The organism is Erwinia sp. MYb375 (assembly GCF_037479175.1).
GTDB classification, from domain to species: domain Bacteria; phylum Pseudomonadota; class Gammaproteobacteria; order Enterobacterales; family Enterobacteriaceae; genus Erwinia; species Erwinia rhapontici.
Genome location: NZ_JBBGZS010000017.1, coordinates 1 through 25,809 on the forward strand (window position 1 = coordinate 1; position 25,809 = coordinate 25,809).

A 25,809-nucleotide genomic window follows, 5' to 3' on the forward strand; every position below is an offset into this window, starting at 1 on the left:
GCCATTACCCCACCTACTAGCTAATCCCACCTGGGCACATCCGATGGTGTGAGGCCCGAAGGTCCCCCACTTTGGTCCGAAGACGTTATGCGGTATTAGCTACCGTTTCCAGTAGTTATCCCCCTCCATCGGGCAGTTTCCCAGGCATTACTCACCCGTCCGCCACTCGTCACCCGGGGAGCAAGCTCCCCTGTGCTACCGTTCGACTTGCATGTGTTAGGCCTGCCGCCAGCGTTCAATCTGAGCCATGATCAAACTCTTCAATTAAAAGTTCGATTTGCTGCAACAAGTGCAGCGATGCTCAAGTGTAAAACGTCATAATGAATTTCATTATGTGTTCACTCTTAAGACTTGATATTTTTTTGTCACCCGGAGGTGACTGATATCAATCCTGCGAGTGCCCACACAGATTGTCTGATAAATTGTTAAAGAGCGGTGCAATCAGTGCCGGAGCTTCCTGTTGCGAGGTGGCGTATATTACGCTTTCCTCCTTCGGAGTCAACTTCTTTTTGAGAAGTTTTTCCGGCGGTTCAGATGCTTCCTGAACCTCCTGAGCCGCTGGCCGTAAGCCGTTGTGCCGTCTCAGTGGTTGCGCATTATAGGGATCCGAATTTATTGCACAAGCCTTTTTTGGATCTTTCTTTTTGGTTGCTGAGTTTTCACTCTTTTCGCTGAGATCTCAGGCGATCCGCACAAAATTACCGCGTCTTTTCAGCCAATCATTGATCAAAGATCGCTTCCGGAACTAGGCTACTGGGATCGTATCGGTAAAGGAGAGAGTGATGAGCCACAATATACGTGCATATAAAGGAGTACGCCCTCAGTTAGGCGGACGCGTGATGATTGATCCCACCAGCGTGGTGATTGGTGACGTCGTGCTGGCTGATGATGTGGGTATCTGGCCTCTGGTAGTCATCCGGGGAGATGTTAACAAGGTCACCATTGGTAAACGCAGCAACATCCAGGATGGGAGCGTTCTGCATTTAACTCATAAATCAGCCGCTAACCCTGAAGGCCATCCACTGATTGTTGGGGAAGATGTCACCATCGGGCATAAAGCGATGCTACACGGCTGTACGATTGGTGATCGTGTTCTGGTGGGGATGGGATCCATTCTACTGGATGGCGTAATAGTAGAAGACGATGTAATGATAGGAGCAGGTAGTTTGGTCTCCCCGGGTAAACGCCTCGAAAGTGGTTACCTCTATTTAGGAAGCCCAGCAAAAAAGATACGCCCACTGACAGAAGAAGAGATTGGCGGATTGCTTTATTCGGCTAATAACTATGTTGGCTGGAAAAATGACTATTTATCAGAAGAGAGCCATACCCAGCCCTGAGCATCTTCTTTCTGTTGTTTGATCGCCAGCTCGGCATCCTCTTCCAGCTCCCAGCGGTTCAGGCAGAAGCAGACCAGAGGATCACTTGTCGTAGTAAAACGGCGAAGCAACACTTCGCCGTCAATCGCACAAACCAGTTGAAAACCGTTCACCAGCGCGCTGAAGCAAACGGCCTGTACCGTTTCATCCCACCATTCACGCTCAGGAAACTGAATCGCCTGATTCACGCACTCATCTCTTGTTTCAGCACATCGATAACTGGCGTGATTTCTGGCATCACACCATGCCACAGCATAAAGGAGTGTGCCGCCTGCCCCACCAGCATTCCCAAGCCATCGGCCATCTGAGTCGATCCTTGCTGGCGACACCATTGCAGGAAAGGTGTATCACCCACCTGATAGAACATGTCATAGCAACGGCTACGCTCATTCAACAGTCCAACAGGGAGGTCAGGAATCCCCCCTTCAACACCGCTTGACGTTGCATTGATGACCAGATCGAACTGCGCATCGCACAATTCATTCTGCGCAAGCGAACGAATACCACCGTGGTGCTGGAAAAGTGCCACCAACTCTTCAGCCCGTGCGTGCGTGCGATTAGTGACTGTTACACTGCAATTAAACGCGAGGAGCGGCAGGATCACGCCTCGTGCGGCCCCACCTGCACCGATCAACAGGATCCGATCGTCGGGATGAATCAACTCCAGGCGCAGAAGATCGCTTAACAGGCCGATCCCATCGGTGTTATCCCCCAATAGACGACCATCATCCAGCTTCTTTAGCGTATTGACCGCGCCTGCCAGCGCTGCGCGTTCCGTCAGTTCACTGGAGAGTGCAAAAGCCTGCTGTTTGAACGGCAGGGTAATATTTGCCCCCCTGCCACCCTGAGCAAAAAACTCGCGAGCAGATTGCTCAAAGCCATCAATCGGTGCACATAGCCGGTCGTAAGGATGCGGAATACCGGTTTGTTCAGCAAACAGCTGGTGAATACGCGGCGATTTGCTGTGGCTAATCGGGTTACCGAAGACGACGAAAGACGGCATAAGTGTTCTCTTTATCCCTGGCGAATAAGTTCGCCGGTTAATACATCGCGGATTTCTGATGGATTCTGACGACCACCGGTTTCACCGAGGAATACCGGGAATGCCTCGCCAAACTGTGCCAGTACTTCAGCGACATTGCGACAAGGCGGTAAACTCGTCAGATTAGCACTGGTAGAAACCAGGGGTTTACCAAAGGTTTTGCACAATGCCACAACACCAGGATGATCGCTGACGCGAACGGCCAGCGAGGAAAATTGCCCCGTTAACCAGCCCGGTGTCGATGCACGCGCGGGTAACACCCAAGTGACCGGTCCTGGCCAGTGGGAGAACATCCGCTCTTTTTGCTCCGCAGAGAGCCGATCATCGGCAATATAAGGAATCAGTTGCTGATAGTCAGCCGCTATAAGAATGAGCCCCTTCTCTATCGGACGATGTTTTAACGTCAGCAGTTTCATCACTGCTGCTTCGCTATCAGGATCACAACCCAAACCGAATACGGCCTCGGTCGGATAAGCAATCACTGCAGACTGACGCAGCACGTTAACGCAGTGCGTTAGTGACTCATCCACGGATTTCATCTTCACTACCATTATCTAATGTTACAGGTTTGCCACAGGCTTTACTGGCGCAAAAACGCCTGACACCTCTGGCCGTGTTCTTTTCAATAAGCAGCGGAAACTGACAAAACTCGCAGCTCCCTTCCAACGGTGTGAAATTAACCGCGAACTGACAATCCGGATAACGGTCACAAGCATGGAAGGTTTTACCGAAGCGCGAGCGACGTTGAACCAGCTTTCCCCCCTGGCACTGCGGACAGGCAAGTGTGGTTTCATCTGGTTTATCGATGGTTTCGGTATGTTCGCATTCGGGATAATCGCTACAGGCGATAAACATGCCATAGCGCCCCTGGCGCAGTACGAGGTCAGCACCGCATTTTGGGCATAGCTGACCTTCAAGCACTTTAATGATGTGCCCGTCAGCCTGGCCTTTTAGCGGACGAATAAAGTCGCATTCAGGATAGAGTGAGCAACCAAGGAAAGCGCCATGTTTCCCGGAGCGAATAACCAGTTCTGCCCCACACTGGGGGCAGGGTTCATTTTTTCGCACAGCGAAAAGCGCTGTTTTATTCATAACATTGTGTACACGAAGGCAATCTTCAGTGCAGCATTCCTTCATTGACGTCGAAAAGTAGCTCTTCCATTTGCTGATAGGCGTTTTCACATCCTGGGATATTAAACAACACCATCAGCACCACCCATTTGAGATCGTCCAGATCAAACTCGAGAGTATCAAGTGCCATAATACGTTCGATAACCATTTCGCGCGTGTCCAGATTCAGCACCTGAATTTGCTCCAGGAACAGAATAAAGCCACGACAGTTGGCATCTAAACGCTGACTCTCTTCCTCGGTGTAGATACGCATAGACAGCGGATCGGTAGTCAGCTGAATCGGGGCGACCAGACCTTCCTGATAATCCGCCAGCTTCTCCAACCAGTTCAACGCATTATAAATATCTTCACGATGAAAACCTGCATCGGTTAAATCATCAGTCAATTTATCCTGATCAACACGCATTTCTGCTTCGTTGTGGATATACGTTTCAAATAAGTACATTAGTACGTCGAACATGGCTTGCCCTCCTCAATCGGACATAGCCGCCGGGTACAGCTGCGATCCACCCTGCTAACTCCAACTCAAGCAGCTTCGCTACGATGGCTGGCACAGGTTGGCCGGCACGTTCAGCGACGACGTCAACAGGTGTAACCTCATCTCCTACGTTAGCCAACACATCGGGAAATGGCAATGGAGGATTACTACTCTGTGCTGAATTGTTTTCCCGTTGGGGCAAATTTGATAGCCAGGAGAGGTCGCTCTGTATTTGTTCGATAATATTATTGGGATGAGCAACAAGTAATGCCCCCTGCTGAATCAGCCAGTGTGTTCCCTCGCTGCCGGGGTTGCCCAGGGACCCCGGCAGTGCATACACGTCACGGTTCTGTTCCAACGCCAGTTTAGCCGTAACCAGTGAGCCACTGCGTAACGTAGCCTCCACGACCAGAACACCGAGGCTTAGGCCGCTAATGATCCGGTTGCGCCGGGGAAAATGCGCACGTAATGGCTGCACCGACAGAGGAAACTCAGAGACCAGCGCACCGCCACCGGCAATGATCTGCTCTGCCAGTGCCTGATGGCGCCGTGGGTAAAGAACATCAAGTCCACTACCCAGCACAGCTATCGTCCTACCCTGCACCTCCAGCGCGGCACGATGAGCGACACCATCAATGCCTAACGCCAACCCACTGGTAATCGTCAAGCCACTGAGAGCCAGCGCCTGGCTGAACCAGTTGCCCCATTCACTACCATAATGGGAGCAATGCCGACTGCCAACCACCGCCAGCTGAGGAGAGGAAAGTATGGCCGGATCACCCGCAACAAATAGCATCAACGGAAAACTCGTGATCGCCTTCAGCTGTTCTGGGTAAAAAGGGCTAAGAGGTGTAATAAAATGGTGCTGGGGTGCCGCCAGCCATTCAATACTCTGAGCAATAATCTGTTTATCATAATCAAGGAAAGTCTGCTGCTGTAAAACCGACAGACCTAGCGATGCCAGATCGCAGGCGTCAGGCAACGCGATCGTCTGTAATTCAGTCAATAAAGCCAGGCGCTGTAAACTCGATAGCCCGGACAGAGTTGAAAGCCGTAAGGCGCACTCCACTGGTAACATGAATCTCTCCCTGATATTGCCCCTTCCCCCTGAAGGTTACCGCCACGAATGCTGTCAATCGCAGCGCGAAATGTCTACAATAAGAGAGATAAATATCTAATCCCTTGAACACAGATCTGGAAAGTTATGTCAGTTTTGCAGGTATTACATTTTCCTGACGATCGCCTGCGCATCGTTGCGGACCCGGTAAAAGAAGTGAATGCTAATATTCAGCGTATCGTCGATGATATGTTTGAAACAATGTACGCAGAGGAAGGTATCGGCCTGGCAGCAACACAGGTGGATATTCATCAGCGTATTATCGTGATTGATGTTTCTGAGAATCGGGACGAGCGTCTGGTTCTCATCAATCCGGAATTGCTGGAAGAAAGTGGCGAAACCGGTATTGAAGAAGGTTGTTTGTCTATCCCTGAACAACGTGCACTTGTGCCTCGCTCTGAAAGAGTCAAAGTTCGGGCACTGGACCGTGACGGCAACAGCTTTGAACTGGAAGCGGATGGCCTGTTGGCAATCTGTATTCAACACGAGATGGATCATTTGGTTGGTAAGCTGTTTATTGACTACCTGTCGCCAATGAAACGTCAGCGTATCCGTCAGAAGCTGGAAAAACTGTATCGTCAGAGCGCCCGCGACTGAGTTCGCTGACTGAAGGGAATAATGTGTCCGAATCATTAAAAATCATTTTTGCCGGCACCCCAGACTTTGCAGCGCGTCATCTTGACGCGCTGTTGTCATCAGGGCATCAGGTTGTCGGTGTATTCACTCAGCCAGATCGCCCCGCGGGCCGTGGCAACAAACTCACCGCCAGCCCCGTAAAACAGCTGGCCGAACAACACAGCATTCCGGTTTTCCAGCCGAAATCACTACGTCCCGAAGAGAACCAACAGCTGGTCGCTACGCTCTGTGCTGATGTCATGGTGGTCGTTGCCTACGGGTTGATCCTACCGAAAGCCGTGCTGGATATGCCACGTCTTGGTTGCATCAATGTTCATGGTTCCCTGCTACCGCGCTGGCGTGGGGCCGCACCCATTCAGCGCTCGCTGTGGGCAGGTGATGCAGAGACAGGTGTGACCATCATGCAGATGGATGTTGGGCTGGATACCGGCGATATGCTCTTCAAGCTGGCCTGCCCGATCGAAGCCAGTGATACCAGTGCCACGCTGTACGACAAGTTGGCGAACCTTGGGCCTGCCGGAATGCTGACCACTCTGACGCAACTGGCAGAAGGTAGCGCTCAGCCTGAAGTGCAGGATGAATCGCTGGTCAGTTATGCCGAAAAACTAAGCAAGGAAGAGGCCCGTCTTGACTGGTCACTTTCTGCGGCACAGCTTGAACGCTGTATCCGTGCGTTTAATCCATGGCCAGTCAGCTACTTCGTCATTGATGAACAACCGGTGAAAGTATGGAAGGCATCGGTGCTGGCCGCCGTTAGCGGACATCAACCAGGCGAAGTCCTGCAAGCCGATAAGCATGGCATTCAGGTGGTGACTACCGATGGCGTGCTGAATATCGAAGAACTGCAGCCTGCCGGCAAAAAACCGATGAAAGCTCAGGACCTGCTTAATTCCCGCCGTGAATGGTTTACTCCGGGCAATATCATTGCCTGACGCGTTGCCCGGCACTCATGCCGGGCAATCGTAAGAATTGCGAATCCACTATGAAAAAAAATACTAACTTACGCAGTGTTGCTGCTCTGACTATCGAGAAAGTCGTTGAACAGGGGCAATCGCTCAGTAACGTGCTGCCCGCTGCACAGAAATCTGTCGGTGAGAAAGACGCAGCCCTGCTACAGGAGCTTTGCTACGGCGTGCTGCGTACACTCCCGCAACTGGAGTGGATTATCAGCAAACTGATGTCACGTCCTATGACAGGCAAGCAACGCACCATTCACTTCCTGATTATGGTCGGCCTGTATCAGTTGATGCATACACGAATCCCGGCTCATGCGGCATTAGCGGAAACGGTAGAGGGCGCCATTGCGCTGAAACGCCAGCAGCTAAAAGGCCTGATTAACGGGGTACTGCGCCAGTTCCAGCGTCAGCAGGAAGAGTTGATGCTGCAGATGAATGATGGCGATCAGCAGTACCTGCATCCAAAGTGGTTACTGGAACGTCTGAAACGTGCCTGGCCAGATCAGTGGCAACAGATTGTCGAAGCTAATAACCAGCGGCCACCGATGTGGCTGCGTGTTAACCGAAACCATCACAGCCGCGATACGTGGCTGGCACTCCTTGAGGAAAGCGGTAAAACGGCATTTGTTCATCCGCAACACAGTGATGCATTAAGACTGGAAACCCCGTGCGCAGTGGGCCAGCTTCCGGGGTTCGATCAGGGGTGGGTCACTGTTCAGGATGCCTCAGCCCAGGGCTGTGTGGCACTGCTTGATCCACAGAATGACGAGAAGATCCTCGACCTCTGTGCTGCACCAGGCGGTAAGACGACACATATTCTGGAAGCGGCCCCTCAGGCTGACGTCATGGCCGTTGATGTTGATGCCCAGCGCCTGGCAAGAATTAGTGAGAATTTGAAACGCCTGAACATGACAGCGGAAGTTAAGCTGGGTGACGGCCGTACCCCAGAAGCCTGGTGTGGCAATACGCAATTCGATCGTATTCTGCTGGATGCGCCCTGCTCCGCAACGGGTGTCATACGACGCCATCCTGATATCAAGTGGCTGCGCCGCGATCGTGATATCCCAGAACTTGCCTTGTTGCAGCAGCAGATTCTGGATGCAGTCTGGCCACATCTGAAGTCAGGCGGGACATTGTTATATGCGACCTGTTCAATATTACCGGAAGAGAATCATCAGCAAATAAGCCAGTTCCTGCAGCGTCATGCTGATGCACGTTTAAGTGAAACAGGTGACCTCTCACAGCCCGGTATTCAGGTATTTCCGCAGACCGATGGCGGTGATGGCTTCTATTACGCAAAATTGATAAAACAGTGACCAGCGTGGCGCGTTACACTGCGCCACAATCTGAACGACAACCAACAGACTGAAGCATAATGAAAATCATCATTCTTGGTGCAGGACAGGTCGGCGGAACACTCGCTGAGAACCTGGTCGGTGAAAACAACGATATTACCGTGGTCGATACCGATGCCCTGCGTTTGCGTCAGTTGCAGGATAAATTCGACTTACGCGTTGTACAGGGGCACGGTTCACATCCCCGTGTATTACGCGAAGCAGGCGCTGAAGATGCCGATATGCTGGTTGCGGTAACCAACTCAGATGAAACCAATATGGTCGCCTGTCAGGTTGCCTACTCTCTGTTTAACACGCCAAACCGCATCGCCCGTATCCGCGCGCCGGACTATATCCGCGATGCTGATAAGCTATTCATTCCTGAAGCCGTTCCTATCGACCACCTGATCTCACCCGAGCAGTTGGTGATCGACAATATCTACCGACTGATTGAGTATCCAGGTGCTTTGCAAGTGGTCAATTTTGCCGAAGGCAAGGTGAGTCTGGCCGTAGTGAAAGCCTATTACGGTGGACCGCTGGTCGGCAATGCGTTATCAGTGATGCGCGAGCATATGCCACACATTGACACCCGCGTAGCGGCGATATTTCGCCAGGATCGTCCGATCCGCCCCCAGGGTTCCACCATCATTGAAGCAGGAGATGAAGTCTTCTTCATCGCTGCCAGCCAACATATCCGTGCGGTGATGAGTGAATATCAACGTCTGGAAAAACCCTACAAGCGCATCATGATCGTTGGTGGTGGCAATATTGGTTTCGGTCTGGCGCAGCGTCTTGAGAAACATTACAGTGTAAAACTGATCGAACGTGATCAGCAGCGAGCCGCTGAGTTGGCCCAAAATCTGCAAAACACCATCGTCTTTTATGGCGATGCGTCAGATCAGGAACTACTGGCTGAAGAACATGTTGATCAGATCGATCTGTTTATCGCCATCACTAACGACGATGAAGCTAATATTATGTCAGCCATGCTGGCAAAACGTATGGGTGCCAAGAAAGCGATGGTACTTATCCAGCGTCGCGCCTATGTTGACCTGGTCCAGGGCAGCGTGATCGACATCGCAATCTCACCTCAACAGGCAACAATCTCAGCGCTGCTAGGGCATGTGCGTAAAGCGGATATCGTGGGTGTTTCTTCTCTGCGCCGTGGTGTCGCCGAAGCCATTGAAGCCATCGCTCATGGCGAAGAATCTACATCTAAAGTCGTAGGGCGCCAGATTGATGACATCAAGCTGCCCCCCGGCACAATCATTGGCGCCGTGGTGCGCGGTAGTGATGTGATCATCGCCAATGACAACCTGCGCATTGAGCAAGGCGATCATGTCATTATGTTCCTCACCGACAAGAAGTTTGTTTCTGACGTCGAACGTCTATTCCAGCCCAGCCCATTCTTCCTCTAATCTGTCTAATCTCACTCATCACCCGGTTCTTACCGGGTGTTTAGCTTTTTATCTGTAATCACCATGGAAAAAGCCCTATCGTTTGTTAGACTTAAAAAATTGGCAAAAAATGGGAGATAACAATGAGTTTATTCAAAGAGTTTCGCGATTTCGCGATGCGTGGCAACGTGGTGGACCTGGCTGTCGGTGTCATCATTGGTGCTGCGTTTGGCAAAATCGTGTCCTCACTGGTGGCAAACATCATTATGCCACCGCTGGGATTATTGATCGGGGGGGTTGATTTTAAACAGTTTGCCTGGGTATTGAAGCCCGCCGAAGGGGAAACCGCAGCAGTTGTAATGCAATACGGTATTTTCCTGCAAACCATTTTTGATTTTGTCATCGTTGCTTTTGCCATCTTCATGGCCATCAAGGTGATGAACAAAATGTACAAAAAGAAAGAAGTGGAAAAACCGGTGGCAAAACCTTCTGCAGAAGAAACGCTACTGAGTGAGATCCGTGACCTGTTGAAAGAGCAGAATAACAAGCCGCTGTAAGCGATCATATCCGTCTGAAAACCGCCTTAACTGGCGGTTTTTTATGCCTGAAAAGCCAGGAGGCCAGTGGTAAATACGCTATTAACGCACTGACCACTGGCCTCCCAGTTACCCTTCTTCGCGTGTTTATCTTTACGGCGGAAGCTGCCTTTTCCCTTCTGATTGACTTCAATGCGCGTTTTGAACAATGGGTCATGTAACAATGCTTCGAGGGCATTATCACGAATAGTGCCTTTTTTATGCTGATAGACAGTCATGGTTTTTCCTGTGAACAAATGTCGACTGAGAATATAGTCCTGTTATTTCGGAAATTCAATCCGGAGTTTTTGCCATTTTCGCGGTTGCACCCTTTTCTAACGCTTCAAGGATTGAGCAGTATACGCTGCTATGGGATGTACCGCAGCAGGCGTCATTAAGCCTCTTCAGTGAACGCTGCATATGCTGTAACTCAGTCAACATGGTTTCAACTTCATTCAGTCGCTTCTGTACGATCGTTTTCGATTCCTGGCAGGTGTGATGCTCAGGATCAACACGGATCGATAGCAGTTCACGGATCGCTTCCAAAGTGAAACCCAACTGCCGGCCATACCGAATAAACTTAAGGCGCTGAAGATCACTATCGCTGTAAAGTCGAAAACCACCTTCAGTACGAACCTCGTGATCCATCATCTGCTGCTTTTCATAGAAACGGATAGTATCCGGCGTGACATCAGCCAGTTTCGCCAGTTGCCCAATACGGTACATTACTGTTCCTCATTGAAGTGCTGTTGCACTTTTCGTCCATAGCCGCCATGTAAAAAATCCGTGCAGATTCCCGCCTGTTTCAGCTTCATTTCCAACAACCGCAGCTGTTTTTCCTGTTGCTGATAGCACTCCTCTTCTGAGTCCACCGTGCGGAGTAACTCATGCAGTTCTATTGCTTCACGTCTCATCTCCAACTCAGGAGGTAAGAATCCAGAGTTTTTTAGAATGCGATAGCTGGCACGGAGCTCTGCAGGAATATGGCTGTCATCGTCTAGCTGTAATGCGCGGCCAGAACCGGGGAGATTATCGAGTTCACCCTGACGCAAGGCAGCAAGAATATGTTTTTCCGCCAACTGATCAAGTAAGGACATAGCGACCTCTGATTAGGAAATTGATGTCAGCATAACGCATTTGAAAAGGAGATAAAAAGGACGAGGAATTTTGGATATAAAAAAACCCCGCAAGCGGGGCTTTTTCAATACTGCGGCAGATTACTCTGCTGCAGCTTCTGCTTGAGCTTCTGGACGATCAACCAGCTCGATGTAAGCCATCGGAGCGTTGTCACCAGCGCGGAAGCCACACTTCAGAATGCGAGTGTAACCACCTGCACGGCTCGCGAAACGCGGACCGAGCTCATTAAACAGTTTTGCCACGATCTCGTTATCACGAGTACGGGCGAATGCCAGACGACGATTAGCTACGCTGTCGGTCTTGGCAAGAGTAATCAGCGGCTCAACTACGCGACGCAGCTCTTTCGCTTTTGGCAGGGTCGTCTTGATAATCTCGTGACGAACCAAAGAGCCAGCCATGTTGCGGAACATAGCCTGACGATGGCTGCTGTTGCGGTTCAGTTGACGACCACTCTTACGATGGCGCATGACCTTATCCTTCTCAGTGAAACCTTAACCTGTGATCGGGTTATTCATCAGCGATGCTAGCGGGTGGCCAGTTTTCCAGGCGCATGCCCAGAGACAAACCACGAGAAGCCAGCACATCTTTAATCTCAGTAAGAGATTTTTTACCAAGGTTAGGCGTTTTAAGCAGCTCAACCTCGGTACGCTGTACCAGATCACCGATGTAGTGGATAGCTTCTGCCTTAAGGCAGTTAGCAGAGCGGACAGTCAATTCCAGATCGTCAACAGGGCGCAGCAAGATCGGATCGAATTCTGGTTTCTCTTCTTTCACTTCCGGCTGACGTACATCACGTAAGTCGACGAAAGCTTCCAGTTGTTCAGCCAGGATGGTCGCTGCACGGCGGATCGCCTCTTCAGGATCGATAGTACCGTTAGTTTCCATTTCGATGACCAGCTTGTCCAAATCGGTACGCTGTTCTACACGCGCTGCTTCAACATTGTAGGCAATTCGCTCTACAGGGCTGTAGCAGGCATCGACCAACAGACGACCAATTGGGCGCTCATCTTCTTCCGAATGAATTCGGGCAGAAGCCGGCACATAACCACGACCACGCTGAACTTTGATACGCATGCTGATAGCGGCGTTTTCATCGGTCAGGTGACAGATCACGTGCTGCGGCTTGACGATTTCGACATCCCCATCATGGGTGATATCGGCTGCAGTCACAGGGCCAATGCCAGATTTATTCAGAGTAAGAATAACTTCATCTTTGCCCTGAACTCTTACCGCCAAACCTTTCAGGTTGAGCAGGATTTCCAGGATATCTTCCTGTACGCCCTCTTTGGTGCTGTACTCGTGCAGTACACCATCAATTTCAACCTCGGTCACCGCGCAACCCGGCATTGATGAAAGCAGAATACGGCGCAGTGCGTTACCAAGAGTATGGCCAAAGCCACGCTCTAAAGGCTCAAGGGTCACCTTGGCGTGCGTCGAACTCACTTGCTCGATATCTACCAGGCGCGGTTTTAGAAACTCTGTCACAGAACCCTGCATTGTGTCCTCTCTTTGGTACTAAGCCTTACTTGGAGTAAAGCTCGACGATCAGGTGTTCGTTAATGTCCGCAGACAGATCAGTACGTTCAGGAATACGCTTGAACACACCTTCCATCTTAGTTGCATCAACTTCCAGCCAGGTTGGCTTTTCACGCTGTTCAGCCAGCTCCAGAGCGGCTTTCACGCGAGACTGCTTTTTGGCTTTCTCACGGATGCTAACAACGTCATTCGGAGTTACCTGATAAGAAGCGATGCTAACAACGCGACCGTTTACCATAATAGATTTGTGGCTAACCAACTGACGTGCTTCTGCACGAGTGGCACCAAAGCCCATACGGTAAACAACGTTATCCAGACGACCTTCCAGCAGAGCTAACAGATTTTCACCTGTGTTGCCTTTCAGACGAGCTGCTTCTTTATAATAGTTACGGAACTGACGCTCCAGTACGCCGTAGGTACGACGAACTTTCTGCTTTTCACGTAACTGTACGCCATAGTCAGACAGACGTGGCTTGCGCGCACCGTGCTGACCAGGAGCTTGTTCAATCTTACACTTGGTATCAATCGCGCGAACGCCAGACTTGAGGAACAGGTCTGTGCCTTCACGACGGCTCAGCTTGAGCTTAGGACCCAAATATCTTGCCATTTTCTTTCTCCAACATTCCTAAAAAACGGGGCGTTATACGCGACGTTTTTTCGGCGGACGACAACCGTTGTGAGGGATCGGAGTCACATCAGTAATATTAGTGATGCGGAAACCAGCAGCGTTCAGAGCACGAATTGTTGATTCGCGGCCTGGACCAGGACCCTTAACCATAACTTCCAGGTTCTTAATACCGTAATCTTTCACGGCCTCTGCGCAACGCTCTGCAGCAACCTGCGCAGCGAACGGCGTAGACTTACGAGAACCACGGAAACCGGAACCACCGGCTGTTGCCCAACCCAGCGCATTACCTTGACGATCAGTAATAGTTACGATGGTGTTGTTGAAAGATGCATGGACATGAGCCACGCCATCAGAGACTTGCTTTCTTACACGCTTACGTGCACGAACTGGTGCCTTTGCCATTATTCAATCACCCCGATTATTTCTTGATCGGTTTACGCGGACCCTTACGGGTACGTGCGTTAGTCTTGGTACGCTGACCGCGTACTGGAAGACCACGACGATGACGCAAACCACGATAGCAGCCAAGGTCCATAAGACGCTTGATGCTCAGGGTGACTTCACGACGCAGATCGCCTTCAACAACAAATTTAGCTACTGCATCACGCAGAATGTCGATTTGTTCTTCAGACAGCTCACTGATCTTAACATTTTCAGCAATACCCGTTGATGCACAGATAGCCTGTGAGCGGGTTTTACCGATACCGAAGATTGCAGTTAATGCGATAACGGTATGTTTATGATCAGGAATGTTAATGCCTGCTATACGGGCCACTATGCACTCCTATTTAATTACTTATGCGTCCCATGCCGAAAAGCCCGTTTTCAGGATACTCAAATGGAAACGCATAGACATACAAAAGATTGGCTGGCTAATCTAGCCAGCTCAACCCGACTTTGCAAGAAAAATATGCGATTAAATCAGCCTTGGCGCTGTTTATGCTTAGGCTCGGCACTACAAATCACACGAACGACGCCGTCGCGACGAATGATTTTGCAGTTACGACATAATTTCTTGACGGAAGCACGAACTTTCATTTTTACTCTCCGTAACTTCTCAAGCGCCTGAATTAACGGCCGTAGCCCTTCAGGTTTGCTTTCTTCAATGCAGACTCATACTGACTTGACATCATCAGAGTTTGCACTTGAGCCATAAAGTCCATGATGACAACGACTACGATCAGCAGTGATGTACCGCCGAAGTAGAATGGAACTTTCATCGCATCACGCATGAACTCCGGGATCAGGCAGATAAAGGTAATGTACAACGCACCGATTAATGTCAGGCGTGTCATTACTTTATCGATATACTTCGCCGTCTGTTCTCCCGGACGAATACCTGGTACAAATGCACCAGACTTCTTCAGGTTATCTGCTGTTTCACGCGGGTTGAAAACCAACGCTGTGTAGAAGAAACAGAAGAAGATGATTGCAGTCGCATAGAGTAGCACATAAAGCGGTTGACCAGGCTGTAATGACATCGAAATAGTCGTCAGCCAGTTCCAGCCAGTTCCGCCCCCGAACCATGACGCGATGGTTGCTGGGAACAAGATAATGCTGGAAGCAAAGATAGCAGGTATTACACCAGCCATATTAACTTTCAACGGTAAATGTGTGCTCTGCGCAGCATAGACACGACGGCCTTGCTGACGTTTCGCATAGTTCACCACAATGCGGCGTTGACCACGCTCAACGAAAACAACGAAGAAGGTCACTGCAAATACGAGAACTGCAACCAACAGCAACAGGAGGAAGTGCAGGTCGCCTTGCCGCGCTTGCTCGATGGTATGGCCAATGGCCGGCGGCAGACCCGCAACAATACCAGCGAAGATAATGATCGAGATACCGTTACCGATACCTCGCTCAGTTATCTGCTCGCCCAGCCACATCAGGAACATTGTCCCCGTGACCAGACTGACAACAGCGGTAAAGTAGAAAGCAAAACCTGGATTTAGTACCAGACCTTGCATTCCTGGCATATTCGGCAGGCCGGTAGCAATACCGACCGCCTGGAATATACCTAATACCAGAGTACCGTAACGGGTGTACTGGCTAATCTTACGACGGCCAGCCTCCCCTTCTTTCTTGATTTCTGCTAACGCTGGATGAACCACCGTCAGCAGCTGGATAATAATAGAGGCCGAAATGTACGGCATAATACCCAGGGCAAAGATAGAAGCACGGCTCAGAGCACCACCAGAGAACATGTTGAACATTTCAATGATGGTGCCACGCTGTTGCTCAAGCAGTTTGGCAAGTACAGTGGCATCGATACCAGGGATCGGAATAAAAGAACCAATGCGGAAGACAATTAGCGCACCAATTACAAACAAAAGTCTGCGTTTTAGTTCGCCAAAACCACCTTTGGCACTTTGAAAATCTAATCCCGGTTGCTTAGCCATCTGCTACTTATTCCTCAATTTTACCGCCAGCAGCTTCGATTGCAACACGAGCGCCTTTAGTTACACGCAGACCGCGAATCGTTACCGGTGCAGAAACTTCGCCAGACAAGATCACTTTCGCGAACTCGATCTGAATACCGATAATGTTTGCTGCTTTCAGCGTGTTCAGGTCGACGATACCGCCTTCAACTTTCGCCAGGTCAGACAGACGAACTTCTGCAGTGACCATTGCTTTGCGAGAGGTGAAACCGAATTTCGGCAGACGACGGTACAGAGGCATCTGGCCGCCTTCAAAACCACGACGTACGCCACCGCCAGAACGTGAGTTCTGACCTTTGTGACCGCGACCGCCGGTTTTGCCGAGACCAGAACCAATACCACGACCCAGACGTCTAGGAGCGTGCTTGGAGCCGTCGGCCGGAGACAGAGTATTTAAACGCATCTGTTACTCCTCCACTTTAACCATGTAGGAAATCGCGTTAACCATACCGCGTACAGCTGGCGTGTCTTCACGCTCTACGGTGTGGTTAATACGACGCAGACCCAGGCCAAGCAGTGTTGCCTTATGTTTTGGCAAACGACCGATCGAACTGCGGGTTTGAGTAATTTTAATAGTCTTAGCCATGGTCATTACCCCAGAATGTCTTCAACGGATTTGCCACGCTTGGCAGCGACCATTTCTGGGGAATTCATGTTGGCCAGGCCATCCAGAGTTGCACGAACCACGTTGATCGGGTTGGTGGAACCGTAGGCTTTAGCCAAAACGTTATGAACCCCAGCAACTTCCAGAACGGCGCGCATTGCACCACCGGCAATAATACCGGTACCTTCTGAAGCTGGTTGCATGAACACACGAGAACCTGTGTGCACACCTTTAACAGGGTGCTGCAGGGTGCCGTTGTTCAGCGCGACATTGATCATATTGCGACGAGCTTTTTCCATCGCTTTCTGGATCGCTGCTGGAACTTCACGCGCTTTACCGTAACCAAAACCAATGCGACCATTACCATCACCAACAACAGTCAGAGCTGTGAAGGAGAAAATACGGCCACCTTTAACGGTTTTAGATACGCGATTTACCGCGATCAGCTTTTCCTGCAGTTCGCCAGCTTGTTTTTCGATGTGTGCCATCTTACACCTCTACCTTAGAACTGTAGGCCAGCTTCACGGGCAGCATCTGCCAGTGCCTGGACTCGACCATGATATTGGAAACCAGAACGGTCGAAAGAAACACCAGTGATGCCTTTTTCGATTGCGCGTTCAGCAACTGCTTTACCAACAGCAGCAGCAGCGTCTTTGTTTCCAGTGTACTTCAGTTGCTCACTGATAGCTTTTTCTACTGTAGAAGCAGCGACCAGGATTTCAGAACCGTTGGGTGCGATTACCTGTGCGTAAATATGACGCGGGGTACGATGTACCACCAGGCGAGTAGCACCCAGCTCTTTGAGCTTGCGACGTGCGCGGGTCGCACGACGGATACGAGCAGATTTCTTATCCATAGTGTTACCTTACTTCTTCTTAGCCTCTTTGGTACGCACGACTTCGTCGGCGTAACGAACACCCTTGCCTTTATAAGGCTCAGGACGACGGTAGGCGCGTAAATCTGCTGCAACCTGACCAATCAGCTGTTTATCAGCGCCTTTCAGCACGATTTCAGTCTGAGTTGGACATTCAGCAGTGATTCCCGCTGGCAGCGCGTGGTCAACAGGGTGAGAGAAGCCCAGGGCTAAGCTCACAGAGTTGCCTTTTACGGCTGCACGATAACCTACACCAACCAGCTGCAGCTTCTTAGTGAAGCCTTCGGTAACACCGATAACCATAGCATTCAGCAGAGCACGTGAAGTACCAGCCTGCGCCCAACCATCCACAAAACCTTCGCGCGGAGCGAAAGTCAGGGTGTTGTCAGCATGCTTCACTTCTACAGCTTTGTTGAGCGTACGAGTCAGCTCGCCGTTTTTACCTTTAATCGAAATTACCTGACCGTCGAGTTTTACCTCTACGCCGGCAGGAATCGCGACTGGTGCTTTAGCAACACGAGACATTTATTCCTCCGATTAAGCTACGTAGCAGATAATTTCGCCGCCAAGACCTGCCTGGCGAGCTGCACGATCGGTCATAACACCTTTAGAGGTAGAGATAACAGCGATACCCAGTCCAGCCATAACTTTTGGCAGTTCGTCTTTGCGTTTGTAGATACGCAGACCTGGACGGCTTACACGCTGAATGCTCTCAACCACTGCCTTACCCTGGAAATACTTAAGAGTCAGTTCCAGTTCAGGCTTGGTGTCGCCTTCGATTTTAAATTCTTCAATATAGCCTTCTTCCTTCAGCACGTTGGCAATAGCCAATTTCAGCTTGGAGGAAGGCATGGTGACCGCAACTTTGTTCGCGGCTTGACCGTTACGGATACGGGTCAGCATATCCGCGATCGGATCTTGCATGCTCATCTGTCTTTACTCCCGTGATTCAATTGGTAATTACCAGCTAGCCTTTCTCAAGCCAGGTACTTCACCGCGCATGGCGGCTTCACGCAACTTGATACGGCTCAGACCGAATTTGCCCACATAACCATGTGGACGGCCAGTTTGACGGCAGCGGTTACGCTGACGAGACGGGCTGGAATCACGCGGCAGAGTTTGCAGCTTGAGAACAGCATTCCAACGATCTTCGTCGGATGAGTTCACATTTGAAATGATAGCTTTCAGTTCCTCGCGTTTAGCGCGGTACTTGTCAGCCAGTTTCACGCGAACGACTTCACGTGCTTTCATCGATTGCTTAGCCATCAGTAACCCTGCCTTACTTGCGGAACGGGAAGTTAAAAGCAGCCAAAAGTGCGCGGCCTTCATCATCAGATTTCGCAGTAGTGGTAATGGTGATATCCAAACCACGAACGCGGTCGACTTTGTCATAGTCGATCTCTGGGAAGATGATCTGCTCACGAACGCCCATGCTGTAGTTACCACGGCCATCGAATGACTTAGCGGACAAGCCACGGAAGTCACGGATACGTGGAACAGCAATAGAAATCAGACGCTCAAAGAACTCCCACATGCGTTCGCCACGCAGAGTTACTTTACAGCCGATCGGATAGCCCTGACGGATTTTGAAGCCTGCAACTGATTTGCGTGCTTTGGTGATAAACGGCTTTTGACCGGAGATTGCTGCTAAGTCAGCTGCTGCATTATCCAGCAGTTTCTTATCAGCGATCGCTTCACCTACACCCATATTCAGGGTGATCTTCTCGACCCGAGGGACTTGCATGACAGAATTGTAGCTAAACTCAGTCATGAGTTTTTTAACTACTTCGTCTTTGTAGTAATCATGCAGTTTCGCCATCGTACTACTCCAAATTACTTGATAGTTTCGCTATTCGATTTGAAGAAACGGACTTTTTTGCCGTCTTCGAATCTAAAGCCTACACGGTCAGCCTTGCCGGTTGCCGAGTTGAAGAGTGCAACGTTAGAAACCTGAATAGCAGCTTCTTTTTCAACGATGCCACCTGGTTGGTTCAGAGCCGGAACCGGCTTTGAGTGTTTCTTAACCAGGTTAATACCTTCAACAATCAGTTTGCCTGAAGACAGAACATTTTTTACTTTACCGCGCTTACCTTTATCTTTGCCGGTCAGCACGATAACTTCGTCATCGCGACGGATTTTAGCTGCCATTTTTCGCTCCTTAGAGTACTTCTGGTGCCAGAGAGATAATTTTCATGAACTTTTCAGTACGAAGTTCACGAGTTACCGGCCCAAAAATACGCGTTCCGATAGGCTGCTCACTGTTATTATTTAAAATAACGCATGCATTACCATCGAAGCGAATGACAGAACCGTCCGGGCGACGAACACCCTTCCTGGTGCGCACCACTACCGCTTTCAGCACATCACCCTTCTTAACCTTACCGCGAGGAATTGCTTCCTTGATGGTAATTTTGATGATGTCGCCTACGCCTGCGTAGCGACGGTGCGAGCCACCCAGAACCTTGATACACATTACGCGACGTGCACCGGAGTTGTCGGCGACGGTCAGCATAGTCTGTTCTTGGATCATTTTAGTGCTCCGCTAATGTCAACTACTACTTCGGGACCTGATTCAGGTCGTATAAAAGCCCCATATTGAGGGCGCAGCATTATAACACTGCTTCCTGCATATGGGTAGAAAAAATAAACGGCTCTTGCGAGCCGTTTATCTTATTTTTTAGAGACGGCAGATTCTATTACAGAATCGCTTTCTCTACAACGCGAACCAGTGTCCAGGACTTAGTCTTGGACAGTGGACGGCATTCGCGGACTTCAACCACGTCGCCGATACCACATTCGTTGTTCTCGTCGTGTACGTGCAGTTTGGTCGTACGCTTGATGAATTTCCCGTAGATTGGGTGCTTCACAACACGTTCGATAGCAACAACAATAGATTTCTCCATTTTGTCACTAGTCACACGACCTTGCAGAGTACGGATTTTATCGGTCATTACGCACCCGCCTTCTCAGTCAGTAAAGTCTTAACACGTGCAACATCACGGCGCACATTCTTCAAGACGTGAGTCTGTTGAAGTTGGCCGGATGCTGCCTGCATGCGCAGATTAAACTGTTCACGCAGCAGGTTAAGAAGCTCAGTGTTGAGCTCTTCAACGCTTTTTTCACGCAGCTCTGTAGCTTTCATTACATCACCGTCTTAGTTACAAAGGTGGTTTTGATAGGCAGTTTTGCTGCTGCCAGCTTGAAGGCTTCACGGGCCAGCTCTTCTGGAACGCCGTCCATTTCATACAGGACTTTGCCAGGCTGGATCAAGGCAACCCAATACTCTACGTTACCTTTACCTTTACCCATACGCACTTCCAGCGGCTTCTCGGTAATTGGTTTGTCCGGGAATACTCGGATCCAAATTTTACCTTGACGCTTAACTGCACGGGTCATAGCACGACGTGCTGCTTCGATCTGACGTGCAGTCAGACGACCACGGCCAACAGCTTTCAGACCGAAAGTACCGAAGCTAACATCCGTACCCTGCGCCAGACCACGGTTGCGGCCTTTGTGCACTTTACGGAATTTTGTACGCTTTGGTTGTAACATCAGCGACTCTCCTTACTTACGGCCTTTACGCTGCTGCTTTTTAGGTTGAGCAGCCGGTTCCGGTTGTTCAACAGCAGCCATACCACCCAGGATCTCACCTTTGAAGATCCATACCTTAACGCCGATTACACCATAAGTGGTGTGGGCTTCAGAGGTGTTGTAGTCAATGTCTGCACGCAGAGTGTGCAGTGGCACGCGGCCTTCACGGTACCATTCAGTACGCGCGATTTCTGCACCGCCAAGACGGCCACTAACTTCAACTTTGATCCCTTTAGCGCCCAGACGCATTGCGTTCTGTACAGCACGCTTCATCGCACGGCGGAACATCACACGACGCTCCAGCTGTGAAGTGATGCTGTCAGCAACCAATTTAGCGTCCAGTTCCGGTTTACGGACTTCGGCGATATTAATCTGTGCAGGAACGCCAGCGATATCCGCTACGACCTTGCGCAGTTTTTCTACATCTTCGCCTTTCTTACCGATAACGATGCCTGGGCGAGCAGTGTGAATAGTCACACGGATGCTCTTAGCCGGACGCTCGATAACGATACGAGAAACGGATGCTTTAGCCAGTTCTTTAGTCAGGAACTGACGCACTTTAAAGTCGCTGTCCAGGTTGTCAGCGAATTCTTTGGTATTTGCGAACCAGGTAGAGTTCCAGGGTTTAACAATACCCAGGCGAATACCATTAGGATGTACTTTCTGACCCATTGCTAGTCTCCAGAGTCTCAGCGATCGGACACAACCACAGTAATGTGGCTGGTGCGCTTCAGGATGCGATCTGCACGACCTTTTGCACGAGGCATAATGCGCTTCATGCTTGGGCCTTCGTCTACGAAGATCTTCGTGACTTTCAGATCATCAATGTCAGCGCCATCGTTGTGTTCGGCGTTAGCAATGGCAGATTCCAGAACTTTCTTGACCAGTACAGCCGCTTTCTTATTGGTGTAGGTCAAAATGTCCAGAGCCTGCGACACTTTCTTACCGCGTACAAGATCCGCTACCAGGCGAACCTTCTGTGCAGAAGAACGAGCGTGGCGATGTTTAGCGATAGTTTCCATCTCTTCCTCCTGCCTTAGCGTTTCTTGGCTTTTTTATCAGCCGCGTGGCCGCGATAAGTACGGGTCGGTGCAAATTCACCCAGTTTGTGACCGACCATTTCGTCGGAAACAAAGACAGGAACGTGCTGACGACCATTATGGACAGCGATGGTCAAACCGATCATGTTAGGGAAGATCGTTGAACGACGGGACCAGGTGCGCAGTGGCTTCTTGTCTCCGCTTTCCAAAGCTTTCTCTACCTTCTTCAGCAAGTGCAGGTCAATAAAAGGACCTTTCTTGAGAGAACGTGGCATGGCTTATCCTCTAAAATTATTTGCTACGGCGACGTACGATGAACTTATCGGTACGCTTGTTGCTGCGGGTTTTCTTACCTTTGGTCTGAACGCCCCACGGAGTTACCGGGTGCTTACCAAAGTTTTTACCCTCACCACCACCGTGCGGGTGATCAACTGGGTTCATCGCAGTACCGCGAACGGTAGGGCGAATACCACGCCAACGAGCTGCACCGGCTTTACCCAGAACGCGAAGCATGTGCTCAGCGTTACCGACTTCGCCCAGGGTCGCGCGGCAGTCAATTTCGACTTTACGCATTTCACCAGAACGCAGACGCAGGGTAACGTAAGAACCATCACGCGCAACAATCTGCACGTAAGTACCAGCAGAGCGAGCAATCTGACCGCCTTTGCCTGGTTTCATTTCTACGTTATGCACGGTAGAACCCACTGGGATGTTACGCATCGGCAGAGTGTTACCTGCTTTAATCGCAGCATCAACGCCAGACTGAATCTGGTCGCCAGCTTTCAGGCCTTTAGGGGCCAGGATATAACGGCGTTCGCCGTCTTTGTACAGAACCAGTGCGATATTCGCAGAGCGGTTCGGATCGTACTCAAGACGTTCAACGGTCGCTGGGATACCATCTTTGTTGCGTTTGAAGTCAACAATACGATAAGCCTGCTTGTGACCACCACCGATATGACGGGTAGTGATGCGACCATTGTTGTTACGGCCACCGGATTTGCTGTTTTTTTCTACCAGCGGGGCGAATGGTTTGCCCTTGTGCAGCTCCGCGTTTACCACTTTAACTACATGGCGACGACCCGGAGATGTCGGTTTACATTTAACAATTGCCATTGTTCTTCTCCTCCGACTTACTCAGCGCCGCCTGCGAAGTCCAGATTCTGGCCTTCTTTCAGGGTGACGTAAGCTTTTTTCCAGTCGCTACGACGACCAATACGCTGTCCAGAACGCTTAGTTTTGCCTTTAACCAGCAAAGTGTTCACGACTTCAACTTCTACTTCGAAAAGTTTCTGTACAGCGGCTTTGATTTCTGCTTTGGTCGCGTCTTTCGCAACTTTGAGAACGATGGTGTTAGTTTTTTCCATCGCAGCAGATGCTTTTTCAGATACGTGCGGCGCGCGCAGTACTTTCAGCAGACGTTCTTCACGGATCATGCCAGCATCTCCTCAACTTGCTTAACTGCGGCAGCAGTCATAACGACTTTGTCGAAGGCGATCAGGCTAACTGGGTCGATACCCGCTGCATCACGTACGTCAACCTTGTACAGGTTACGCGCGGCCAGGAACAGGTTCTCTTCCAGTTCGCCGGTGATGATCAGCACGTCTTCCAGAGCCATGTCTTTCAGTTTCTCTACCAGCAGCTTAGTTTTAGGTGCTTCCAGAGAGAACTGCTCGACAACGATCAGACGATCTTGACGTACCAGTTCGGACAGGATGCTTTTCAGCGCGCCGCGGTACATCTTTTTGTTAACTTTTTGACTGTGGTCCTGTGGCTTCGCAGCGAAGGTAACACCACCTGAACGCCAGATTGGGCTCTTTACAGAACCTGCACGAGCGCGGCCGGTACCTTTCTGGCGCCATGGCTTTTTGCCAGAACCAGTTACTTCAGCACGAGTCTTCTGAGCACGAGTACCCTGACGAGCACCTGCTGCATAAGCAACAACAACCTGGTGTACCAGCGCTTCGTTGAAATCACGACCGAAGGTAGTTTCGGAAACAGTCAGCGCGCTTTGCGCGTCTTTCAATACTAATTCCATTGCTATCCCCTTACGCCTTCACAGCTGGTTTAACGATAAGGTCGCAACCGGTAGCACCGGGTACTGCACCTTTAACCAGCAGCAGGTTGCGCTCAGCGTCAACACGTACAACGTCCAGACTCTGAACAGTTACACGCTCGTTGCCCATCTGGCCTGCCATTTTCTTGCCTTTGAACACTTTGCCCGGAGTCTGGTTCTGACCGATAGAACCCGGTACGCGGTGTGACAAGGAGTTACCGTGCGTAGCATCCTGAGTACGGAAGTTCCAGCGCTTTACAGTACCGGCAAAACCTTTACCTTTAGATGTTCCAGTCACGTCAACTTTTTTCACGTCAGCGAAAATGTCAACATTAATGCTCTGGCCTACAGTGAACTCTGCGCCATCAACGGTGCGGAATTCCCACAGACCACGGCCAGCTTCAACGCCAGCTTTAGCAAAATGACCTGCTTCAGGCTTAGTTACGCGGTTAGCTTTTTTAGCACCGGTAGTTACCTGGATAGCAGTGTAACCGTCGTTTTCCAGGCCTTTGACCTGAGTAACGCGGTTTGCTTCAATTTCGATCACGGTTACAGGGATAGAAACGCCATCTTCTGTGAAGATACGGGTCATACCCACTTTTTTACCGACTAAACCAATCATTGTTTCAACCTCTCAATCGCTCAATGACCTGATTAACCCAGGCTGATCTGCACGTCAACACCTGCAGCCAGATCCAGACGCATCAGAGCATCAACCGTTTTTTCGGTTGGCTCAACGATGTCAACCAGACGCTTGTGAGTGCGAATCTCATACTGATCGCGCGCATCTTTGTTGACGTGCGGAGAGATCAGAACGGTAAAGCGCTCTTTGCGGGTCGGCAGCGGGATAGGACCACGTACCTGCGCACCAGTGCGCTTGGCAGTCTCTACGATTTCCGCAGTTGATTGATCGATCAGACGATGATCAAACGCTTTAAGACGGATACGGATTCTTTGGTTCTGCATGAGACCAGAGCTCCAATTATTTATAAACGAAAAGAATTACTACTCGCATCCATTACGATTGATGGAGGAGTGTAATCGTTGAGCACATAACCCGCATATCGCGAGTATTGTTGACAGGCACTTTCGTACTTGTCTGCGATTCATATCGAATCGCGCCTTACCATATTGGCAGGCCCGCGTATTATACGTACATCCGGAGGTAAAGCAAACACTATGTTCGTTTATCACAAAGGACGGGCACAAAAAAAAAGAGCGCCGAAGCGCTCTCTTTTCGTGCTCTGGCAGAGCACGCTCTGCCAGACAAGTTTCGACAATTAAGCGATAACTTTAGCAACAACACCCGCACCAACAGTACGGCCGCCTTCGCGAATTGCGAAACGCAGACCGTCGTCCATTGCGATTGGGTGGATCAGGGTAACAACCATCTGAATGTTGTCGCCTGGCTCGTGCTCTGGCAGAGCACGCTCTGCCAGACAAGTTTCGACAATTAAGCGATAACTTTAGCAACAACACCCGCACCAACAGTACGGCCGCCTTCGCGAATTGCGAAACGCAGACCGTCGTCCATTGCGATTGGGTGGATCAGGGTAACAACCATCTGAATGTTGTCGCCTGGCATAACCATCTCAACGCCTTCTGGCAGTTCGATGGTACCGGTCACGTCAGTTGTACGGAAGTAGAACTGTGGACGGTAGCCTTTGAAGAACGGAGTATGACGGCCGCCTTCATCTTTAGACAGAATATAAACTTCTGACTCGAACTTGGTGTGTGGCTTGATTGAACCTGGCTTAGCCAGAACCTGGCCACGCTGGATATCTTCACGCTTAACACCGCGCAGCAGGATACCACAGTTCTCACCCGCACGGCCTTCGTCCAGCAGCTTACGGATCATTTCAA

The 25,809-nt window shown here is 50.4% G+C and carries 43 protein-coding genes, 1 rRNA gene and 2 pseudogenes; 6 read left to right on the forward strand and 40 right to left on the reverse strand.

The features are described from left to right. Positions 1–267: ribosomal RNA gene (locus WH279_RS10305) — 16S ribosomal RNA — on the reverse strand; the annotation flags it as partial. A gap of 515 nt (positions 268–782) precedes the next feature. Between WH279_RS10305 and WH279_RS10310 the strand changes: the two genes are divergently transcribed. Then, complete coding sequence (locus tag WH279_RS10310; protein ID WP_339456345.1) at positions 783–1,337, forward strand: gamma carbonic anhydrase family protein; 555 nt, start codon at positions 783–785, stop codon at positions 1,335–1,337. On the opposite strand, the gene WH279_RS10315 is transcribed toward WH279_RS10310, so the two are convergent. Genes WH279_RS10315 through dprA form a run of 6 tightly spaced genes read right to left on the reverse strand, consistent with a single transcriptional unit; the run spans position 1,304 to position 5,105 of the window. Beyond that, complete coding sequence (locus WH279_RS10315; protein WP_339456347.1) at positions 1,304–1,564, reverse strand: DUF1488 family protein; 261 nt, start codon at positions 1,562–1,564, stop codon at positions 1,304–1,306. The two genes, WH279_RS10310 and WH279_RS10315, sit on opposite strands and share 34 nt — an antisense overlap. Then, complete coding sequence (gene aroE / locus WH279_RS10320; protein ID WP_200644140.1) at positions 1,561–2,379, reverse strand: shikimate dehydrogenase; 819 nt, start codon at positions 2,377–2,379, stop codon at positions 1,561–1,563. The genes WH279_RS10315 and aroE overlap by 4 nt, the downstream gene beginning before the upstream one ends. Before the next feature lie 11 nt (positions 2,380–2,390). After that, on the reverse strand, positions 2,391–2,957 hold the full coding sequence (gene tsaC, locus WH279_RS10325) for an L-threonylcarbamoyladenylate synthase type 1 TsaC (protein WP_200644139.1): 567 nt from the start codon (positions 2,955–2,957) through the stop codon (positions 2,391–2,393). Further along, a complete protein-coding gene (locus tag WH279_RS10330) occupies positions 2,941–3,510 on the reverse strand; it encodes a DNA topoisomerase family protein (protein WP_339456396.1) in 570 nt (189 codons plus the stop codon). Before WH279_RS10330 ends, tsaC begins: the two co-directional genes overlap by 17 nt. A 25-nt stretch (positions 3,511–3,535) precedes the next feature. Continuing rightward, a complete protein-coding gene (smg, locus tag WH279_RS10335) occupies positions 3,536–4,009 on the reverse strand; it encodes a DUF494 family protein Smg (protein ID WP_133847011.1) in 474 nt (157 codons plus the stop codon). After that, entirely contained in the window at positions 3,981–5,105 is a 1,125-nt protein-coding gene (dprA, locus tag WH279_RS10340; RefSeq protein WP_339456352.1) for a DNA-protecting protein DprA, read from the reverse strand. Before dprA ends, smg begins: the two co-directional genes overlap by 29 nt. 126 nt (positions 5,106–5,231) lie before the next feature. Between dprA and def the strand changes: the two genes are divergently transcribed. From def to mscL, 5 genes are all read left to right on the forward strand, one after another. After that, entirely contained in the window at positions 5,232–5,741 is a 510-nt protein-coding gene (gene def, locus WH279_RS10345; protein ID WP_200644137.1) for a peptide deformylase, read from the forward strand. Between the two features lie 23 nt (positions 5,742–5,764). Further along, the gene (gene fmt / locus WH279_RS10350; protein WP_339456356.1) at positions 5,765–6,712 is read left to right on the forward strand and encodes a methionyl-tRNA formyltransferase; all 948 of its coding nucleotides are present in this window, start codon (positions 5,765–5,767) and stop codon (positions 6,710–6,712) included. 50 nt (positions 6,713–6,762) lie between these two features. Beyond that, on the forward strand, positions 6,763–8,052 hold the full coding sequence (gene rsmB, locus WH279_RS10355) for a 16S rRNA (cytosine(967)-C(5))-methyltransferase RsmB (RefSeq protein WP_339456358.1): 1,290 nt from the start codon (positions 6,763–6,765) through the stop codon (positions 8,050–8,052). 59 nt (positions 8,053–8,111) lie between these two features. After that, positions 8,112–9,488: a Trk system potassium transporter TrkA gene (gene trkA / locus WH279_RS10360; protein WP_133847016.1), complete on the forward strand. Its 1,377-nt coding sequence runs from the start codon at positions 8,112–8,114 to the stop codon at positions 9,486–9,488. A gap of 122 nt (positions 9,489–9,610) precedes the next feature. Then, complete coding sequence (gene mscL / locus WH279_RS10365) at positions 9,611–10,024, forward strand: large-conductance mechanosensitive channel protein MscL (protein WP_062749324.1); 414 nt, start codon at positions 9,611–9,613, stop codon at positions 10,022–10,024. A 41-nt stretch (positions 10,025–10,065) separates the two neighbouring features. On the opposite strand, the gene WH279_RS10370 is transcribed toward mscL, so the two are convergent. The 33 genes and pseudogenes from WH279_RS10370 to tuf (WH279_RS10530) all read right to left on the reverse strand — a co-directional run. Next, positions 10,066–10,281, reverse strand: a complete 216-nt coding sequence (locus WH279_RS10370; protein ID WP_200644134.1) for an alternative ribosome-rescue factor A — start codon at positions 10,279–10,281, stop codon at positions 10,066–10,068. Positions 10,282–10,336: 55 nt separating this feature from the next. Next, entirely contained in the window at positions 10,337–10,768 is a 432-nt protein-coding gene (zntR, locus tag WH279_RS10375) for a Zn(2+)-responsive transcriptional regulator (RefSeq protein ID WP_200644133.1), read from the reverse strand. Continuing rightward, positions 10,768–11,139, reverse strand: a complete 372-nt coding sequence (locus WH279_RS10380; protein ID WP_200644132.1) for a DnaJ family domain-containing protein — start codon at positions 11,137–11,139, stop codon at positions 10,768–10,770. The genes zntR and WH279_RS10380 overlap by 1 nt, the downstream gene beginning before the upstream one ends. 120 nt (positions 11,140–11,259) lie before the next feature. Continuing rightward, positions 11,260–11,646, reverse strand: coding sequence for a 50S ribosomal protein L17 (gene rplQ, locus WH279_RS10385; RefSeq protein WP_003850180.1), 387 nt, complete (start codon positions 11,644–11,646; stop codon positions 11,260–11,262). A gap of 40 nt (positions 11,647–11,686) precedes the next feature. Next, on the reverse strand, positions 11,687–12,676 hold the full coding sequence (locus WH279_RS10390) for a DNA-directed RNA polymerase subunit alpha (RefSeq protein WP_002919219.1): 990 nt from the start codon (positions 12,674–12,676) through the stop codon (positions 11,687–11,689). 25 nt (positions 12,677–12,701) lie between these two features. After that, positions 12,702–13,322 carry a 30S ribosomal protein S4 gene (gene rpsD / locus WH279_RS10395; RefSeq protein ID WP_133847020.1) on the reverse strand — a complete coding sequence of 207 codons (621 nt, stop codon included), beginning with the start codon at positions 13,320–13,322 and terminating at the stop codon, positions 12,702–12,704. A gap of 33 nt (positions 13,323–13,355) precedes the next feature. Beyond that, positions 13,356–13,745: a 30S ribosomal protein S11 gene (gene rpsK / locus WH279_RS10400; protein ID WP_004160563.1), complete on the reverse strand. Its 390-nt coding sequence runs from the start codon at positions 13,743–13,745 to the stop codon at positions 13,356–13,358. Positions 13,746–13,761: 16 nt separating this feature from the next. Continuing rightward, positions 13,762–14,118 carry a 30S ribosomal protein S13 gene (gene rpsM, locus WH279_RS10405; RefSeq protein ID WP_048917626.1) on the reverse strand — a complete coding sequence of 119 codons (357 nt, stop codon included), beginning with the start codon at positions 14,116–14,118 and terminating at the stop codon, positions 13,762–13,764. A 146-nt stretch (positions 14,119–14,264) separates the two neighbouring features. After that, positions 14,265–14,381 (reverse strand): 50S ribosomal protein L36, encoded by a 117-nt coding sequence (gene rpmJ / locus WH279_RS10410; RefSeq protein ID WP_004160566.1) that lies wholly within the window; start codon positions 14,379–14,381, stop codon positions 14,265–14,267. Between the two features lie 32 nt (positions 14,382–14,413). Next, a complete protein-coding gene (secY, locus tag WH279_RS10415) occupies positions 14,414–15,745 on the reverse strand; it encodes a preprotein translocase subunit SecY (protein ID WP_004160567.1) in 1,332 nt (443 codons plus the stop codon). Positions 15,746–15,752: 7 nt separating this feature from the next. Continuing rightward, positions 15,753–16,187, reverse strand: coding sequence for a 50S ribosomal protein L15 (gene rplO, locus WH279_RS10420; protein ID WP_200644131.1), 435 nt, complete (start codon positions 16,185–16,187; stop codon positions 15,753–15,755). 3 nt (positions 16,188–16,190) lie between these two features. Then, a complete protein-coding gene (gene rpmD / locus WH279_RS10425) occupies positions 16,191–16,370 on the reverse strand; it encodes a 50S ribosomal protein L30 (protein ID WP_004160569.1) in 180 nt (59 codons plus the stop codon). 5 nt (positions 16,371–16,375) lie between these two features. Beyond that, positions 16,376–16,876, reverse strand: coding sequence for a 30S ribosomal protein S5 (gene rpsE / locus WH279_RS10430; protein ID WP_004160571.1), 501 nt, complete (start codon positions 16,874–16,876; stop codon positions 16,376–16,378). 14 nt (positions 16,877–16,890) lie between these two features. Then, a complete protein-coding gene (gene rplR / locus WH279_RS10435) occupies positions 16,891–17,244 on the reverse strand; it encodes a 50S ribosomal protein L18 (protein ID WP_056232424.1) in 354 nt (117 codons plus the stop codon). A gap of 9 nt (positions 17,245–17,253) precedes the next feature. After that, a complete protein-coding gene (gene rplF, locus WH279_RS10440) occupies positions 17,254–17,787 on the reverse strand; it encodes a 50S ribosomal protein L6 (RefSeq protein WP_048917629.1) in 534 nt (177 codons plus the stop codon). A 12-nt stretch (positions 17,788–17,799) separates the two neighbouring features. Then, a complete protein-coding gene (gene rpsH, locus WH279_RS10445; protein WP_133847023.1) occupies positions 17,800–18,192 on the reverse strand; it encodes a 30S ribosomal protein S8 in 393 nt (130 codons plus the stop codon). A 30-nt stretch (positions 18,193–18,222) separates the two neighbouring features. Further along, positions 18,223–18,528, reverse strand: a complete 306-nt coding sequence (gene rpsN / locus WH279_RS10450; protein ID WP_133847024.1) for a 30S ribosomal protein S14 — start codon at positions 18,526–18,528, stop codon at positions 18,223–18,225. A 13-nt stretch (positions 18,529–18,541) separates the two neighbouring features. After that, positions 18,542–19,081 carry a 50S ribosomal protein L5 gene (gene rplE, locus WH279_RS10455; protein ID WP_200644130.1) on the reverse strand — a complete coding sequence of 180 codons (540 nt, stop codon included), beginning with the start codon at positions 19,079–19,081 and terminating at the stop codon, positions 18,542–18,544. A gap of 14 nt (positions 19,082–19,095) precedes the next feature. After that, positions 19,096–19,410 (reverse strand): 50S ribosomal protein L24, encoded by a 315-nt coding sequence (rplX, locus tag WH279_RS10460; protein ID WP_048917632.1) that lies wholly within the window; start codon positions 19,408–19,410, stop codon positions 19,096–19,098. Positions 19,411–19,420: 10 nt separating this feature from the next. Further along, positions 19,421–19,792 (reverse strand): 50S ribosomal protein L14, encoded by a 372-nt coding sequence (rplN, locus tag WH279_RS10465; RefSeq protein WP_015960712.1) that lies wholly within the window; start codon positions 19,790–19,792, stop codon positions 19,421–19,423. Between the two features lie 166 nt (positions 19,793–19,958). Beyond that, positions 19,959–20,213: a 30S ribosomal protein S17 gene (gene rpsQ, locus WH279_RS10470; RefSeq protein ID WP_133847025.1), complete on the reverse strand. Its 255-nt coding sequence runs from the start codon at positions 20,211–20,213 to the stop codon at positions 19,959–19,961. Continuing rightward, positions 20,213–20,404 (reverse strand): 50S ribosomal protein L29, encoded by a 192-nt coding sequence (gene rpmC, locus WH279_RS10475; RefSeq protein WP_048917635.1) that lies wholly within the window; start codon positions 20,402–20,404, stop codon positions 20,213–20,215. The genes rpsQ and rpmC overlap by 1 nt, the downstream gene beginning before the upstream one ends. Continuing rightward, on the reverse strand, positions 20,404–20,814 hold the full coding sequence (rplP, locus tag WH279_RS10480; protein WP_002438716.1) for a 50S ribosomal protein L16: 411 nt from the start codon (positions 20,812–20,814) through the stop codon (positions 20,404–20,406). The genes rpmC and rplP overlap by 1 nt, the downstream gene beginning before the upstream one ends. Positions 20,815–20,826: 12 nt before the next feature. Beyond that, positions 20,827–21,525 (reverse strand): 30S ribosomal protein S3, encoded by a 699-nt coding sequence (gene rpsC / locus WH279_RS10485; protein ID WP_002919766.1) that lies wholly within the window; start codon positions 21,523–21,525, stop codon positions 20,827–20,829. A 17-nt stretch (positions 21,526–21,542) separates the two neighbouring features. Then, complete coding sequence (gene rplV / locus WH279_RS10490; RefSeq protein ID WP_000447532.1) at positions 21,543–21,875, reverse strand: 50S ribosomal protein L22; 333 nt, start codon at positions 21,873–21,875, stop codon at positions 21,543–21,545. Positions 21,876–21,889: 14 nt separating this feature from the next. Beyond that, positions 21,890–22,168, reverse strand: coding sequence for a 30S ribosomal protein S19 (gene rpsS, locus WH279_RS10495; protein ID WP_004160590.1), 279 nt, complete (start codon positions 22,166–22,168; stop codon positions 21,890–21,892). Between the two features lie 16 nt (positions 22,169–22,184). Next, positions 22,185–23,006 carry a 50S ribosomal protein L2 gene (gene rplB / locus WH279_RS10500; protein WP_133847026.1) on the reverse strand — a complete coding sequence of 274 codons (822 nt, stop codon included), beginning with the start codon at positions 23,004–23,006 and terminating at the stop codon, positions 22,185–22,187. 17 nt (positions 23,007–23,023) lie between these two features. Then, positions 23,024–23,326, reverse strand: a complete 303-nt coding sequence (rplW, locus tag WH279_RS10505; protein ID WP_062749336.1) for a 50S ribosomal protein L23 — start codon at positions 23,324–23,326, stop codon at positions 23,024–23,026. Then, positions 23,323–23,928: a 50S ribosomal protein L4 gene (gene rplD / locus WH279_RS10510; RefSeq protein WP_133847027.1), complete on the reverse strand. Its 606-nt coding sequence runs from the start codon at positions 23,926–23,928 to the stop codon at positions 23,323–23,325. The genes rplW and rplD overlap by 4 nt, the downstream gene beginning before the upstream one ends. Positions 23,929–23,938: 10 nt before the next feature. Next, a complete protein-coding gene (rplC, locus tag WH279_RS10515) occupies positions 23,939–24,568 on the reverse strand; it encodes a 50S ribosomal protein L3 (protein ID WP_133847028.1) in 630 nt (209 codons plus the stop codon). Positions 24,569–24,600: 32 nt separating this feature from the next. After that, positions 24,601–24,912, reverse strand: coding sequence for a 30S ribosomal protein S10 (gene rpsJ / locus WH279_RS10520; RefSeq protein WP_001181005.1), 312 nt, complete (start codon positions 24,910–24,912; stop codon positions 24,601–24,603). Between the two features lie 314 nt (positions 24,913–25,226). Next, positions 25,227–25,355: pseudogene (gene tuf, locus WH279_RS10525) on the reverse strand (elongation factor Tu); the annotation flags it as partial. A 44-nt stretch (positions 25,356–25,399) separates the two neighbouring features. Next, positions 25,400–25,809, reverse strand: a pseudogene (gene tuf, locus WH279_RS10530) (elongation factor Tu); the annotation flags it as partial.